Origin of the sequence: Flexithrix dorotheae DSM 6795, assembly GCF_000379765.1 — a bacterium.
GTDB lineage: Bacteria > Bacteroidota > Bacteroidia > Cytophagales > Flammeovirgaceae > Flexithrix > Flexithrix dorotheae.
The window spans coordinates 58,980-75,494 of the sequence record NZ_KB903439.1 but is presented as its reverse complement, the minus strand read 5'-3'; the positions used below and the strand labels follow the sequence as shown (position 1 = coordinate 75,494).

Genomic DNA, 16,515 nt, shown 5'->3' with positions numbered 1-16,515 from the left:
TGGGCTGTAGTAAGGGAATCTTTTTTAATTTACTTCATTTGATAAAGGAACTAACCGGGCTGACAAATCCGGGTCTGCCATATCTTTGTCCAATGGGAAAATAGGCCTTTTCAGTCTTTTGTAATCCAGTCGCTCCAGGTCCTGATCAACACCTCCGGGGGTAAGCGCCATTATCCAGTCTCCTCTCATATTATAAAGCTCAGGAACCAGGTAACCAATTTTTACCACCACAATATCAGATGCTTTAGGATTCAAGCCTAACCGGGTAAAATCTGCTTCCTTGTGGTAAGGCTTTCGTTTTTTTGTCACGATCACATGAATACTTCCTGTTTTTATCACCACTTCTGTTTCAGCATGGGTATCACCATGTTCAATAGCTTCAATAGTTCCTGAAAGTTTTACCGGAGGAGCATATCGGTCATCAATAGCAGCTCCGGCCAATGCTTCAATTTGTCCACCAACGCCTACTTCAATAGCTTTGGCAACAAATTCAGGCCCGGGAATAGAAGCGTAAATCAGGGAAGGTCCATTTTCTTTTTTAAATTCTGGTCTTTTCAAAATTTCATGTAATGTCCAGGTAACATCTCCGGCTCCGCCTGCGGTAGGATTGTCTCCCATATCGCTAATCATGAAGGGCTTTTTCTCGCTTTTAATGGCCATATCAAGGCTTTCTTTCAAGGTAGCAGTTGGAGCAACGAATTCAAATTCATTCCGGACATCCCAGAAGCTTTGTGCCAGCTTTTCAGCACTTTGAGTTACTTTTTCTTTATCGTCACCGTATGCCATTATTACTGCGTGGTTTCGAGGCTCATCGGCCCAGGCGTAGCCAATCCAGATGGCTGCGTCAATTACACCATCTTGTTTGGTTAAAGGGTCAACTTTGGCATATAAACTTTTCCCCGGATCAATTCGGGTACTGGTCTTCTCACCGGGTAATAAAACAGGTACTGGAATCCAGGCCTTATAAGCAGGCTTTCCTTTTCCTGCTTCAAGTCTGTCCAGTAAATTTTCAACCGCTCTTTGTTTAGATTCCAATGCATCTTCGTGAGGAGCCATTCTATAGCAGGTGATCAGGTCAGTATTTTGAGCAAGGCGCCAGGAGACATTTCCGTGCAAGTCCATACATGTGGAAATAAGGGTTTCCGGACCAACGACATCCCGAACTTTAAGGATAAAATCTCCCTCAGGATCATCAATTCCAACTACACTCATGGCGCCATGAATATCGAAGAACAGCCCATCATATGGCAGATTTTCTTTTAACATTTCAAGGGTTTTGCCCACCAGCGAATCGTAGGCTGCCCTGGTTACAATTCCACCTGGAAGCGCATGAGCTCTTAGAGTTGGATACCAGTCAGCACGTTTTCTGTTGGCTGAATCAATAGATAAAAATGGGTAAAATGAAAAAACATCATCTGCTGTCTTGGCATGAAATGCTTCTTCATGAGTTTGTGCGGGTGAAAAAGTACTGGATTCAATGGCTAACCCAGCAATGGCCACCCGGGGAAGATCTTTTTTGTTTTCTTCATTTTTCTGTTCGCCATTACAGGAAATTAGAATTTGAGCAAGTAAAAATAATGAGATATAGAATAGTCTATTCATTTTAGTTTAAACAGGTTTATTTTAGTTAATTTATTGATTTACCTGCTAAAATAGACCTAATAAAAATCTAATAGAAATTTCTTCCCATAATCTGTGCATCACAACCGCTTTTCAAGTTTTTTTTATTTTTCAGATAGATAGAAACTACTAGGGAAGCTGAGGTTAGATTTATTTACTTGCCACTAGGCTAACCATCTCCCTACAAAAAATTTACCTGGAAGGGGGAATGGCTAGCGGATTAGTTTCTAATTCCCATTTTATTCCCCCTTATTACTTTCCTAAAACTTTAATAAGCCTTTATTCATTTTTTAAATAATAAAAGTGGCCATCTTCAGCACCTAATAGCAGATCAGGTTTCCCGTTTTTATCCCAATCTACAAGAGTAGGGCTGGTGGTATGTCCTGCTAATTTGTGGTCCGATAAATTTCCTCTGAATGTCATTTGGACCTGATCATTTTTAGTGCCTGTATTTTCAAAATAAACGGCATTTATCCCATTCACAATTAGGTCCTGATCTCCGTCATTATCCCAATCCCCAAATGCTAGTTTTCTCCTGCCACTTCCCCCGTATTTCCTTTCATTCAACCTCAAATTCCCCGGAAGACTATCCACCACCTCATTTTTGCTGCTATAACCTCTATGATTCGAATGAAAAATTTTTTCTGGTGCTCTAAGTACTAATTCATTGTCTTTTTTAAATCGCTCGAAATAACATAAGTATCCTTCATGATCGAGCATTACCAGATCCATAAGGCCATCCTGATTCCAGTCTATGGCAACAGGTGTCGTTCGCCACTGGCTTACCAGCGTATTTTCTTCAGGGTCCCACCAATACCAGTCAGGTTTTGCAGAAGTGCCTTCAAGTGCTATAGGCTGCTCCTTAGCCAGTTTTGGTGCTCCGGAAGTTCCGATATTTTCATACCATAATAATTTCCCCCAAACTGAATTTACAATAATATCTTTCAATCCATCATTATTCCAATCCGCTACAGTTAAGGTGGTATACCCCCATTTGGATTCGCAAGGCCCTTGAATTGAACCATTTTCCCCAGCCTGAATTCTAATGATTTCATCTGCTGCTTTTAAATATACAGGTGGTGCCCAGCCAGGATTTTCTGAGCCATCCACATTTTCTATAAAACCGATATAACCGGCCGAATTTCCACAAATTAAATCTTCATCTCCATCATCATCCCAATCGGTGCTAAAAGGAGTGACCAAAGCGCCAAATTTTAAGTATTCTGCTTTTTGTTGAAAATATCTGGGAGATTCGAAAACAGGCATTTTGTCTTTTATAACTCCGGTATTTTCCATAAAAGCGACTCTCCCATCTTCATCCCCAACTATTAGATCTATATCGCCATCCTTATCCCAGTCAATGGAAACGGGCACAATCATTTCCAAATCCATGGTAATAATACCTTTGTCATTCGAAAGGTATTTGCCCTCGGCATATTTGGGATTTTCCCGGGTTCCAATATTCTCAAACCAGGTAAATTTATCAATAAATTCCCCGCAAATAATATCCAGGTCGCCATCATTATCAAAATCGTCAAAATTTGGAGAAGGAGCACCGTAAACATCGATTGGTTTTCCCCCCGCCAGAATTTTGTCTTTTAGTTCATAAGTCCCATCAATATTTTCAATAAGATACACGAAACCATGTAGCGGGCCATTCGTCCATACGCCTTCATCATTAAAAGCATTATCCCATCCGTAATCCTCTCCATCCTGTATCCCCACAATGATGTCCAAATCACCGTCATTTTCATAATCCACATATTTCCATTGATTAAAGCGAATTTTGTTGTGTAGTTTATCAAAAGCATCTCCGGGGAAAAGCGATTTGGGTTTTGTATCAAAGGCATTTTTAAAATCTACCAATTCCTGGCCGGGCTGTAAAACCTTTGGTTTTCCATCCACATAGGAAATTTGAATATTTTTAACTGCATCAGCAATTCGAACGGGCGGTTCAAATACAGGAAAGGCTTCACCTGTTGTATTTTCAAAGAAATAAATACCATTAAAAGGGACATCCTTGCAGGAAACCAATAAGTCATAATCTCCATCTTCATCATAATCAATTGGTAAAGGCCAGGCCCATAACCCCACTCCCAGATCAACCACAAGGTCTGAATTGTTGTAGGAAATTCGCTCAAATTGAGTAGAAGTTTTTTCCGTATCAGATTGGTTTTTCTGAGGGTTGCAGGCAATTAAAAAGGCAAAAGACAGGGCAGTAATAATGTTGTTTTTCGATATCATATTTAAATTTTAACTTATGAGGTGATTGGTTAATTTGGATGGGTTTTTAGTGAGTTTATTAAAATGTAATCTCCCTTATAAAATGGGGCATTAAAAAAGGGCTGCAATGTAATCATTAATTTTTATGAATTCAATAGTATAAAGTATTTGAAAATAGAAATTGCCCCCACAGTACAGGATGCCTTTCCGTAAAATTTCGGTTAGCTTGTGGTAATATAAATTTTATTAACTTTAATACTATCTTGTAAGCCCATCCAATTTTGTTTTAATTGCCTTATTTAACAAGGTGGGAGTATTGTGTCTGGGTACTCTTTGTTGAACTATTGCTGAAGTTTAGGTATTTGTTCCCAGAGCATTAACCAAATGAAAGTGAAAATAAATTACTAACAAAATGAATGACGGTCAAATAAATGAGTTGTTGGCTAAAATGAGGAAATTTGAGGACCTCAAAGCCTTTAAAACTATTTTCAATCATTTCTATTCAAAGCTCATTGCGGTTTCCCGAATTTACGTTTTGGATGAATTTTATGCCGAAGAAATCGTTTCTCAGGTTTTCATTAAACTTTGGGAATCCAGGAAAACTATTGGAAATATTGACAACCTTCATGGGTATCTGTATGTCATGACCAAAAGATTGTCTTTAAACCACCTTCGTGACAATCAGTTTAACAAGGCATATACAATGGATCATTTAAAAATTCCTGCAACAATTTCTATATCTAATCCAGAAGAATCCCTGCTAAATGAAGAATTAGTAAGTATTATTGAAAAAGCTTATAATAAAGTTCCCCCAAAGGCAAAAATTGTCTATCAGATGGTGAAAGAGGATGGATTGAAATATAAAGAGGTCGCCCTGGTTTTAAATATTTCCGTAAAAACTGTAGAAAAGCATGTAGGGAATGTTTTAAAAATTATGCGGCAGGAAATTGAAAAGTATAGGACAAATGCTGATATTAAAATTGTTTTATTAAATTTATTTATTCCATAAAGCTTATTTTCTCCACTCAGAATCTATTTTCCCGGAAGATTTTTTAATTTTTTTTCATTCATGAGGTAGGGTAAAACCCTTTCCTTGTGTCATCCTTTTAAAACCAGGCAAATGTAAAATTTAAATAGGACTGTAATAGAAAATGACAGGCTATTACTTAATTCATTAGTTTGTTAAATGATATGGACGAGGAATATATACATAACCTTATAGGAAAATCACTGACCAGAGAAATCAATAAGAATGAAAAGGAAGAATTGGAATCCTGGCTTTCTTTTTCCGAAGAAAATACTGAAAAGTATGATCAGATTAAAGATTTATGGCAAAATACAAATATCCAATTTAATTATGCACACAATCAGGAAGAGGTTTTTAATAGGATATTAGTGGAAATAGAGCAGGATCTTCCACATGGAAAATCAGTAGGAATTGATCTCCATCCTAAAAAAAGGAAAAATAATTACTGGAAGTTTTCTGCTGTTGCAGCTTCCATCCTCATTTTATTAGTGAGTGTATATTGGGGTTTAGAAAAATCAAAGCAACGAGAAATTTCAGTCACTCAGGTTATAGGAATAAAAGAAAAGAGAAATTTAGCTGGAGAAAAATCAATCATTACTTTAAGGGATGGAACCAAGGTAACTCTAAATTCGGGCAGTACCTTAAGATATCCGGAAATTTTTGGAGATACCAGATCGGTTGTGTTGGAGGGGGAGGCTTATTTTGATGTGGCTAAAGATACTTCAAAACCTTTCATTGTCATTTCAGATGTTTTTAAAACAATTGCCCTGGGAACCGCTTTTAATATCAGGGCATTTCCAGAGGATAATGAGTTAAAAATTTCTTTGGCAGAAGGAAAGGTTTTATTGGAGAAAAGCATAAGGAATAAAGAATGCATATCTGCATGCAAATCTATTGTTCTTAATCCGGGAGAGGAGATCAGGTACATAAAAGAAGAAAAGGCGGTGGTGAAACAAAAATTTGATCCGGAAGAAATCCTGGCCTGGAAGGATGGAATATTAGTTTTTAGAAATAAATCTTTAAAAGAAATTATTCCGGTACTGGAAAGGTGGTATGCAGTAAAATTTGAAATAAAAAATTCCACAAATACTTCCGGGAAAATATCAGATCAGTTTCAGAATGAAAGTCTTGAAATTGTGATGGAAGGGATCGCCTTTGCTTTTGGGTTTAAGTATAAAATTGAAGATCGAAAGGTAATTATTAACTAAACAAAAAAAGGAAAATGGACACCTCATAGATAAATAAAGAAAAAGCTCTCAAAACTGCACATTGGGGAATGGAATCAGTTATCGAGAGCTCCTCAAGATTAAAAATAAATTTTTAACCAAGACTTCTAAGATATGAAAATGAAATTACTTAGGCAAATAGTCATTATGTCAAAATTTGCAATTATAGGATTAGTACTACAGTGTGGGTTTTATTCCCTGCTGGTAGCTTCAGATGTAACTGCTCAAAATACCAAATTGGAAGATATTTCCATTTCGGTCACTTTGGAAAATGTCTCTTTAAAAAGAGTTTTTAATGAAATAGAGAAACAGACAGATCTTAAGTTTGTATATAACAATGCACGAATCAATGACTGGCAGCGAGTAGAAATTTTTTCAAGAGATGAATCTTTACATCATCTTTTAACTTCTATCGCTAGAGATTACGACTTGCAGTTTAAAAGAATCAACAATAAAATTTATGTAAACAAGCGTGATAATATCGAAAAGGGGAAAAAGATATATGATGAAATCATTGATGTAATTCAATTCCGGGTATCAGGAAAGGTCACCTCTTCCAGTGATAATGAAGTTTTGCCCGGGGTGAGTATTCTTGTAAAGGGAACTACAGTGGGAACCACTTCTGATATGAATGGAGCCTATAGCCTGCAGGTAAATCCCGGAGATATTCTTCAATATAGTTATATAGGTTTTTTGACTAAAGAAATTGAAGTTAACAATCAAACTGAGATAAATATTTCTCTAGAGGAAGATTTGGAACAACTTGATGAAATAATAATTGTAGGATATGGTACCCAGGTAAAGAAAGAAATAACAGGAGCTGTTCAAACTGTGGATGCTGAAGAATTAAAAGATTTTCCTGTTTCGCAAGTAACCCAAAAGCTGGTTGGACAAATGGCCGGAGTTCAAATTAATCAGACTACAGGTAAGCCAGGGGCTGGTATGTCTATAAGAATCCGTGGTCAGCTTTCAGTATCCGCAGGTAGTAGTCCATTGTATGTAATTGATGGTTTTCCAATAACCGGAGATATCAGCACCATCAACCCGGATGAAATTGAAGATATCACCGTTTTAAAAGATGCTGCATCTACTTCTTTGTATGGATCCAGAGCTGCGAATGGAGTAATTTTAATTACTACAAAAAAGGGCAAAGCCGGGCAAACGAATGTTAGTTTTAATGCTTCCTACGGAATCCAGGAAGTTCCAAAAAACGGCAGATTGGAAATGATGGATGCTGTGGAGTTCGCGCAGTTTAAGAAAGAATATTATTCTGATGCTGGTCTGCCCGTACCAGATATTTTCCAGGACCCCTCTCAGTACGAAGGTAAAACTAATGACTGGTATGATGCCTTATTGAGGCAAGCTCCTATTCAGAATTATAACCTTACAGTAACCTCTAATACAGATAGATTAAGTACAGCTGTTGTGGCAGGTTACTTCGATCAGGATGGGGTTGTTATAAATTCTGATTATAAGAGGTTTTCCCTGCGATTGAATATGAATTATGATGTTTCTCCTAAAGTGAAGGTGGGTTTTAATTTGGCTCCGTCCTACATAAAAGATAATACACCAAGAACAGATGGGACCCGGGGGACAGGTATTTTATTTAATGCTTTACATACCTGGCCAATTATGCCAATTTATGATGAAAATGGGGAGCTGACTTATTATAACCAATTTCCGGCAAGTACAGGAAATATATTCTCTTATGCCAATTGGGTGAGGTCAGCGGAGGAAATTGTAAACGAAACCACAGAGCTTAATTTAATTTCAAGTTCCTATATTGAATTTAAACCAATAAAAGATTTAACATTAAAGTCGAGTATTAATGCTGAAATTTATGGGTCAAAATATAAATTCTTTAGCCCTACTACCGCTACTTTCCGAATTAACAGACCAATTCCGGCAACTTCCGAATCTTCACGGGATGAATTTAATGATTTATCCTGGTTGAATGAAAATACAGCAACGTATGTAAAAAGTGTGGGGAATCATAATTTTTCAGTTCTTGGAGGCTTTACTTATCAAAGGTATCGTAGGGATAGGTTTAGAATGGGAATGGATACTTTTGCCGATGATAGAATTTCAACTGTACAAGGAGCTGCCAACCTCAATAGAAATTCCACCACTGATGAAGTACAGGAATGGAGTTTAGTTTCCTTCCTTTCCAGGTTGACTTATAATTATAATGGCAAATATTTATTAACTGCAGCCATTCGCTATGACGGGTCTTCGCGGTTTGGATCTGAAAACAGATGGGGTACTTTCCCATCAGTATCGGCTGGCTGGATTGCCTCTGATGAGGTTTTTTTGGAAGATGTGAATGCCATCTCTCTGTTAAAACTGAGAGCAAGTTATGGGATCACCGGAAATAACAACATTGGTAACTATACCCAATATGCTCTTATAAATAATACGGTTAATGCTGCATTTGATAATAATTTAGCACCTGGATCGGCAGTAAATTCATTAGCTAATCCTAACCTGGGTTGGGAAACAACAAAGCAATTTGATATAGGATTTGATTTAAGTCTGTTCGATGACCGTGTTAGCCTGGTATATGATTATTATAAAAAGAATACGACTAACCTGTTGTACAATGTACAGGTTCCAAGAGAATCAGGGTTTACAAATTTTAGTGACAACATTGGAAATATCCGTTTTTGGGGCCATGAATTTGGGATAAATACAGTCAATACTACAGGCAAAGTGAAATGGACGACTAATGCCAATATTTCATTTAACAGAAATATTGTAGAGTCTTTAGCTGATGGAATTGACAGGGTTTACGGGCAATATCATATTACCCAGGTAGGTCAGCCATTCGGGCAGTTTTATGGACATATTGCGGATGGTGTTTATATGAATCAGCAAGATCTGGATAGTTCACCACAAGTGCCAGGAAGATCAACTGTTGGAAGTATAAAATTAGTAGATGTGAATGGAGATGGAGTAATTACCAGAGGAGGGGATGATGATGACAGGGCGATTATGGGAAATCCCTTTCCAGATTTTACTTATGGATTTACCAATAGTGTTTCCTTTGGAAATTTTGACTTCAAGATTTTGTGTACCGGTTCCCATGGCAATCAATTATTAGTCCGTCACTTATACAGTACAACCAACCTGGATGGTGTTTTTAACCTCATGAAGGAAGTAAAACACCGTTTTAGATCGGAGGAAAATCCTGGTAAAGGCTTTTTTGGAACTACCGTTGGCGGAGGTAATGTAACCGGAATTGAAAGAGACTGGATGAACAGTCGGTTTGTGGCTGATGCCTCTTATTTGAATATCAGAAATATTACCCTGGGTTATACCTTCAAAGGAATCGAGAAGTTTTTCAAATCAGCTCGCTTGTATGCATCCATCCAAAATGTATACGTATTTACCAATTATTGGGGAGGTTCCAATCCTGAAACAAGTATGCAAAACAATGGAGATGGAGATGGTGGAAATCTCAGCCAGGGGGTTGATTTGGCCGGATATCCGGTACCGAGAATTTACAGCTTGGGTGCGAATCTAAATTTTTAATTCTATTGTGATTACATAATTGTATAAAAATATAAACATGTTGAAAATGAAAAAAATAATCTTATTAATCGGGCTTATTTGTGGGATGACGATGAGCTGTGAGGATCAACTGACAATTTTCCCGGAAACGTCCCTAAGTACACCAACTTTTTTTAAAACTGAGGCAGATTTTTTACAGGCGGTAAATGGAGCTTATGCTCCTTTAAGGGATATTGTCAATTCAAGAGCTTGGCTTTTAGGTGAGATGCATTCTGATAATACTTATTATGCCAGGAATGTGCTTTTTGGAGCTACCGAGCAACAAGAAGATATTGCAGACTTTGCCATTCCAAGTGATAATGGAGTAACTACAAATACTCATGTCTACAATCAATATGTATTAGATTATCAAATAATCGCCCGTACAAATCAAATCTTGGAGACTATTGATGATGCGGTTTTTGATGAAAGTGCAAAGGCTAATCTGAAAGGGCAGGCCCTTTTTTTAAGAGCTTATGCCTATTTTGAACTCGTGCGGTATTTTGGAAGTGTTCCTTTACACTTAACTCCGGTGACAGTGAGACAGGAAGCTGCTCTTCCTTTATCTTCGGAAGAAGAAATTTATGCACAAATTATTTCGGATGTTGAGGCTGCAATACCCTTATTGCCACCAAAATCACAGCAGGAGGCAGGAAGAGTGACCTCCGGAGCAGCCAGAACATTACTGGCAAATATTTTTATTATTCAACAAAAATGGGCAGAGGCAGAAACCCTCCTAAAAGAGGTGGTGAATAGTAATGAATATATTTTAATGCCTAAATATGAGTTGGCCTTTTCGGGAAATACCGATAATAAAAATAATTTAGAATCAGTATTTGAGGTTCAATTTAAAGAAGGTCCGGAGGGTTTAAATGGAAATTTCTTGTACAGCTTTTTACCTCGACCTATTTCTGCGGAGGAAGTTGAATCTATTACTGGTACTTCTAATCCTCAACCTGTAAATGGGGAAGGCAATAATATCCCAACTCCAGACATCATTGCTGCTTATGAGGATGGTGATTTGAGGAAGGATGTTTCCATTGGTTATATTACGCTAAGTGGTGGATTTTGGAAAGATGGGACCTATCCCTATATAAAGAAATATGCTAAAACTCATTCCTTGCATAATAATCACGGTACGAACTGGCCTGTATATCGATATTCAGAAGTGCTTTTATTTTTAGCAGAAGTTTTAAACGAACAGGGAAAAGACGGAGAGGCGGCCACTTATTTAAATCAGGTGCGAAGTCGGGCTGGTTTGGGCACTGCAACGGGAGACTTACGTGAGGCTATTTTTAAAGAAAGAAGAGTAGAATTGGCTTTTGAAAACAAACGCTGGTTCGATTTAGTAAGAACCGGAAGAGCAATAGATGTAATCACTGCATATGGAAACAGGATAAAAGCCAATCCTTCAGATTATTATTATCCAGGTGATGCTGAACCAAGAGGCAATGCTTTTTCCAATATTTCCCTTTTCTATGCTTTACCAGCTGCAGAAGCAGATTTAAGCCCCCATTTTTGATTACCCTATTCTGCAAACCTGTAACCTCACTTTTATAAAGAAGGTTACAGGTTTTATTTTACCCCACAGTACAGGATAACTATTTGATTAGTTCATGTTAGTTTTAAGTCAAAAGATTTAATTAAATGCACAAACTATTTCACCTAAGCCTTTACCTTTTACTATTAGGATTCTTTTCCTGCCAACCAGAAAAGCCAAATCAGGAAGTGGTCACTAAAAGTGCCCCCAATATTGTTTTAATTTTATCTGATGATCAGGCCTGGAATGACTATGGGTTTATGGGTCATGAAATAGTAAAAACTCCAAACCTTGATCGTTTAGCCAGTGAGGGCATTCTCTTTCCGAGAGGATATGTACCTACTGCTGTTTGCCGGCCTTCATTAATGACACTGGCAACCGGTCTTTATCCCCACGAACACAGAATTACCGGTAATGATCCGGCTGGTGGATGGAAAACCCCCAAATATCCAAGAGAAGATTTATTGGAAAATGTGGACAGGCTGCAAACACTTCCTCAAATTTTGGAAGCCAATGGGTACCTCAGCCACCAATCGGGAAAATGGTGGGAAGGAGATTATAAAAGAGGCGGATTCTCCTACGGCATGACCAAAGGACAAAGGCATGGTGATGATGGCCTGACTATAGGAAGAGAGGGAATGGATACCGTTTTTAATTTTATGGATTTTGCTGTAAAAGAAAAAAAGCCATTTTATTTATGGTATGCTCCTTTTTTACCCCATTCACCTCATAATCCTCCACAGCGCCTATTGGACAAGTACACTGAAATGGACCTTACTGAATCTCAGGCAAAGTATTATGCCATGGTAGAGTGGTTTGATGAAACTTGTGGGGATTTGATTAATTACCTTGACGAAAAAGGTTTGAGAGAAAACACACTTATTTATTATGTATGTGACAATGGCTGGATTCAAAATCCGGAAAGTAGCAAATTTGATGTGGGTTCCAAACAAAGTGCCATGGACGGGGGTGTGCGAACCCCTATTATTCTCTCATGGCCGGGAGTATTGAAACCTGAAAGACGAGAGGAATTGATTTCCAGTGTGGATTTGATGCCTACTATTTTAGATGCTGCAGGGATTGAAACTGACCAGGAGATGTCGGGAATGAACCTTTGGCCAAATTTGATTGGAAAAGATACTACGCATAGAAATATTGTATTTGGTGAAGGATTTGGGCATGACATAGTGGATAAGGATAATCCCGAAGCTTCTTTGGGTTACAGATGGTGCGTGGAAGGGGATTGGAAATTAATCTTGTGTTATGATGGGCAAATCGAAGGCCTGGGAATGTATACGCATGAGGAAATGAGAAAGGAACCTGTTCGCCTTTATAAAATTACAGAAGATCCTTTTGAAACCAATAATTTATATCAGGATTATCCGGAGATAGTCAAAAGGCTAAAAACTAAAATTGACAATTGGTATCCATTGAAGGAAAGGAAACTATTGGGGACATTGTAATGAATAAAACTAAAAATTAAACCTGTAAAAAATTCTAAATGTATATCCGAAAAGGAAATTATAAATCTTTGTGGAAATAGTATTCATGAGTAGTAAGAAATTTTTTATTTAAAGTATTATAGATGAAGAAAATTTAGGTCCTGATTTGACCGACTTCGGTATGGGAATATCGGCCTCTATATAAATTAATAATGGAATTAAATCATGATTTATTTATATTCAGGTTTATCCAGCCATTTTGTTTTAATTCCTAATTAAAACAACTGGTAATCAGGTTATTATGTAATATTGGATTTTAAATTAAAAGAGGATTGAATACAAGTATTTTACAGGTTAAACACAGAAAAAGACAAGTCATAAAGAATATGAAATTGAAACTAATACAGCTTTTACAGGGAGCATTCATTTGCTTAATTTTAATGCCATCATGTAGGGAATATCCTGATAAGAAGGCATCTAATCCCAAAATAGATAAACTTAAACTACAGGCCGGATTCCAGGCTGAACATCTTATTAGTCCTTCAGAAAATGAAATGGGTTCATGGGTATCCATGACATTTGATGATAAAGGCAGATTAATCACATCCGATCAATATGGTACACTATATCGTATGGAAATTCCCGAGATCGGAGCAAAAGACTTAAAGCCAACCATTGAAAAATTAAAAATTCAAACGGAGACACCAGTTGCCGATAGTGTAATCCAAATGGGATATGCTCAGGGTTTACTGTGGGCTTTTAATAGTCTGTATGTGATGGTAAATCACAAAGGTGATGAAAATTTTGAAAAGGGAAGTGGCTTGTACCGATTGGAAGATACTGATGGCAACGATCAGTTTGATAAAATCACTTTATTGAAGGCAATGAAAGGAGGTGGAGAGCACGGTCCTCATAGTGTCATTCCCGGACCAGATGGAAAATCACTATATGTGATTGCCGGAAATCATACCGATGATCCGGAAATGGATATTTACAGGAATCCTAAAATATGGGAAAATGATAATTTATTCCCAGAATATAAAGATCCGAGAGGCCATGCCAACAGCAGAAAAGCACCAGGAGGATGGATTGCCAAAACCGATCCTGAAGGAAAGCATTGGGAGCTTTTTAGTTCGGGATTCAGAAATCCATTTGATATTGCCTTTAATGAGGCTGGCGATTTATTTACTTATGATTCTGATATGGAGTGGGACCTGGGAATGCCCTGGTACAGGCCAACCAGAATCTGTCATGTGACCAGTGGCAGTGAGTTCGGATGGAGGACAGGAAATGGAAAATGGTCTCCTTCCTATCCTGATAATTTACCACCAGTTTTAAATATTGGACAGGGTTCTCCTACGGGAGTATTGTATGGGCAAAATGCAGCTTTCCCAGCCAAATACAAATCCACTTTATTTGCTTTCGACTGGAGTTTTGGAATTATTTACGCCATTCATCTAAAACCTTCAGGATCAACTTATTCAGGAGAAAAAGAAGAGTTTTTATCTGGCTTACCACTGCCTTTAACGGATGGAGTGATTGGTCCGGATGGGGCATTGTATTTTATGACAGGAGGAAGGCGATTGAACTCGGATTTATACAGGGTCTACTACGATAACCCTGAAAATGCAGGCAGTTCTTCACCGGTTGTGGCTTCTCCAACTGAAGAGAACAAAATCAGAAAACAATTAGAAGAATTTCATACTCAGCCAAATTCTGAGGCTATTGAGTTTGCCTGGCCATATTTAAGTCATCAGGACAGGTTTATTCAATATGCCGCCCGGATTGCCGTAGAACATCAGCCAGTTGATCAGTGGAAAGATTTGGTTTATAAGGAAACCGATACAGATGCTTTCACTCAGGGGGTTATTGCACTGGCCAGACAAGCGGATAAATCCCAGCGGGATCTCATGTTGAATAAACTTTTGGAGGCAGACTATGGAAGTCTTTCAGGAATTCAAAAAATTAACCTGATTCGGGCTTTTGAACTGACTTTAAGCAGGTTTGGATTACCTTCATCTGCTCTAAAAAATAAGGTAATCGCTTATTTAAATCCCGGATATCCTGCTCATGATCACGAGACGGACAGGTTGTTAAGTAAAGTATTGGCTTATTTGGAAGCTCCGGGGATGATCGAAAAAACCATTACGCTATTAGAAACTCCTGTGGATAAGGAGGATGCTTCAACCATGAACAATACCGCCACCGATGCATCCGATTTGATTCAAAGAAATTTGCAGTATGGACTGGACATCGCCCAAACGCTAAGTAACATTCCTCCACAACAGCATACTTATTATGCGCTGGTGCTTAGTAAAGTAGAATCGGGCTGGACTCCTGAGCTTAGGGAAAGATATTTCAAATGGTTTTACCATGCTTTTAATTTTGAGGGAGGAAGAAGTTATATCGGGTTTATCAACAATGCCAGAAAAGCAGCCCTGGCTTATCTACCCGAAGATCAATTTGAATATTACAATACCTTATCAGGTGATACTTTGCTCAGTAGTTCCGGAAATGATCTGGCTAATGTGGCAGGTCCGAAAGGTCCTGGAAAAAGGTATAAAGCTGAAGATATTAAACCTCTCTTGGCAGATGGCCTTGGCCAAAGAAATTTTGTGAATGGGAAAAATATGTTTAAATCATCCATTTGCAGTTCCTGCCATATGATGAATGGAGAAGGAGGAATTAGCGGGCCTGATTTGACTCAGTTGGGAACCCGGTTCTCTCAGGAAGATATGCTCATCTCAATAATTGAACCCAATAAAGTAGTTTCTGATCAATATGCTTCATCAGTAATCTCCCTAAAAGATGGCTCTTCCATTGTTGGGAAAATTATTAGTGAAGATGATCAAAATTTTAAGATTTCGCAAAATCCTTTTGCACCTGATATGCTTAAGGAAATTCCCAAAAATCAGGTGGTTGATCATAAACTTTCGGAAGTTTCTGCTATGCCTGGCGGGCTGATTAACCGATTAAATGAAGAGGAAGTAAAGGATTTGCTGGCTTATCTGATTTCTGGTGGAAACCCTGACCATGGTATTTATCAGGCGGAATAAAAATGTATATTGAAATTAAAACTAATTGAAAAACATGCCTTATCGAAAAAATAAAAAGCTATTAATTTTTGAAGTTATATTGCTCATAATCATGATGAGCAGTATGACACTATCTGTAGATGAAGCTGAAAATACCGACCCTGACTCTGCGAAAGCGGATTTTGTCTCCATATTTAATGGTGAAAATTTGGAGGGTTGGGAAGGTGATCCTACCTATTGGAGGGTGGAAAATGGTTGTCTGGTGGGTGAAGTAACCCCTTCAACCCTTTTAAAATCAAACACTTTTATCATCTGGAAAGGAGGCGAACCAGGAGATTTTGAATTAAAAACTGAATTTAGAATTACAGAATCTGGCAATAGCGGAATCAACTACAGAAGTGATCGCCTGGAAGGTGTTCCATTTGCCTTAACAGGATATCAGGCTGACATTGATGGAAAAAACAGGTACACTGGCCAGAATTATGAAGAAAAAAAGCGTACCACACTTGCCTATCGTGGTGAAAAGGCGGTGATCACCAGCCAGGGTAACCCAAATGAAGAAGGTTCTTTAAGGGCAAATGTGCAGAAAAATTGCTGGCAATCCAGGAAAGTTGTCAAAAGTTTGGGAGAGTCTGAAGCTTTAAAAGCTAATATAAAAAGTGAAGACTGGAATGAATGTCATCTTATAATCAAAGGAAATAAATTAAAGCATTATGTTAATGGAATTCTGATGAGTGAAGTGATTGATAAGGATGCCATAAACAGGAAATTATCGGGCTTACTAGGAGTTCAGGTGCATGTAGGCCCTCCGATGAAAGTGGAATATCGAAATATTCGGCTTAAAAAACTTTAG

The 16,515-nt window shown here is 37.9% G+C and carries 9 protein-coding genes; 7 read left to right on the top strand and 2 right to left on the bottom strand.

The features are described 5' to 3' along the window. Positions 1-24: 24 nt before the first annotated feature. Together A3EM_RS0113240 and A3EM_RS0113235 are read right to left on the bottom strand one after the other, a co-directional pair. Positions 25-1,602 (bottom strand): M81 family metallopeptidase, encoded by a 1,578-nt coding sequence (locus A3EM_RS0113240; RefSeq protein WP_020528699.1) that lies wholly within the window; start codon positions 1,600-1,602, stop codon positions 25-27. A gap of 297 nt (positions 1,603-1,899) precedes the next feature. Beyond that, positions 1,900-3,864, bottom strand: a complete 1,965-nt coding sequence (locus A3EM_RS0113235; RefSeq protein WP_020528698.1) for an FG-GAP repeat domain-containing protein — start codon at positions 3,862-3,864, stop codon at positions 1,900-1,902. Positions 3,865-4,255: 391 nt separating this feature from the next. On the opposite strand from A3EM_RS0113235, the gene A3EM_RS0113230 reads away from it, so the two are divergent. The 7 genes from A3EM_RS0113230 to A3EM_RS0113200 all read left to right on the top strand — a co-directional run bounded on the left by A3EM_RS0113230 (position 4,256) and on the right by A3EM_RS0113200 (position 16,515). Next, positions 4,256-4,852 carry an RNA polymerase sigma-70 factor gene (locus tag A3EM_RS0113230; RefSeq protein WP_020528697.1) on the top strand — a complete coding sequence of 199 codons (597 nt, stop codon included), beginning with the start codon at positions 4,256-4,258 and terminating at the stop codon, positions 4,850-4,852. 182 nt (positions 4,853-5,034) lie between these two features. Then, positions 5,035-6,078, top strand: a complete 1,044-nt coding sequence (locus A3EM_RS0113225; RefSeq protein WP_020528696.1) for a FecR family protein — start codon at positions 5,035-5,037, stop codon at positions 6,076-6,078. 132 nt (positions 6,079-6,210) lie between these two features. Further along, positions 6,211-9,627 (top strand): SusC/RagA family TonB-linked outer membrane protein, encoded by a 3,417-nt coding sequence (locus tag A3EM_RS0113220; protein WP_020528695.1) that lies wholly within the window; start codon positions 6,211-6,213, stop codon positions 9,625-9,627. 46 nt (positions 9,628-9,673) lie between these two features. Further along, positions 9,674-11,167 (top strand): RagB/SusD family nutrient uptake outer membrane protein, encoded by a 1,494-nt coding sequence (locus tag A3EM_RS0113215; RefSeq protein ID WP_026210274.1) that lies wholly within the window; start codon positions 9,674-9,676, stop codon positions 11,165-11,167. A 125-nt stretch (positions 11,168-11,292) separates the two neighbouring features. Beyond that, positions 11,293-12,648: a sulfatase family protein gene (locus A3EM_RS0113210; protein ID WP_020528693.1), complete on the top strand. Its 1,356-nt coding sequence runs from the start codon at positions 11,293-11,295 to the stop codon at positions 12,646-12,648. 365 nt (positions 12,649-13,013) lie between these two features. After that, positions 13,014-15,683, top strand: a complete 2,670-nt coding sequence (locus tag A3EM_RS0113205) for a c-type cytochrome (RefSeq protein WP_157637871.1) — start codon at positions 13,014-13,016, stop codon at positions 15,681-15,683. Positions 15,684-15,786: 103 nt separating this feature from the next. Further along, on the top strand, positions 15,787-16,515 hold the full coding sequence (locus tag A3EM_RS0113200) for a 3-keto-disaccharide hydrolase (RefSeq protein ID WP_020528691.1): 729 nt from the start codon (positions 15,787-15,789) through the stop codon (positions 16,513-16,515).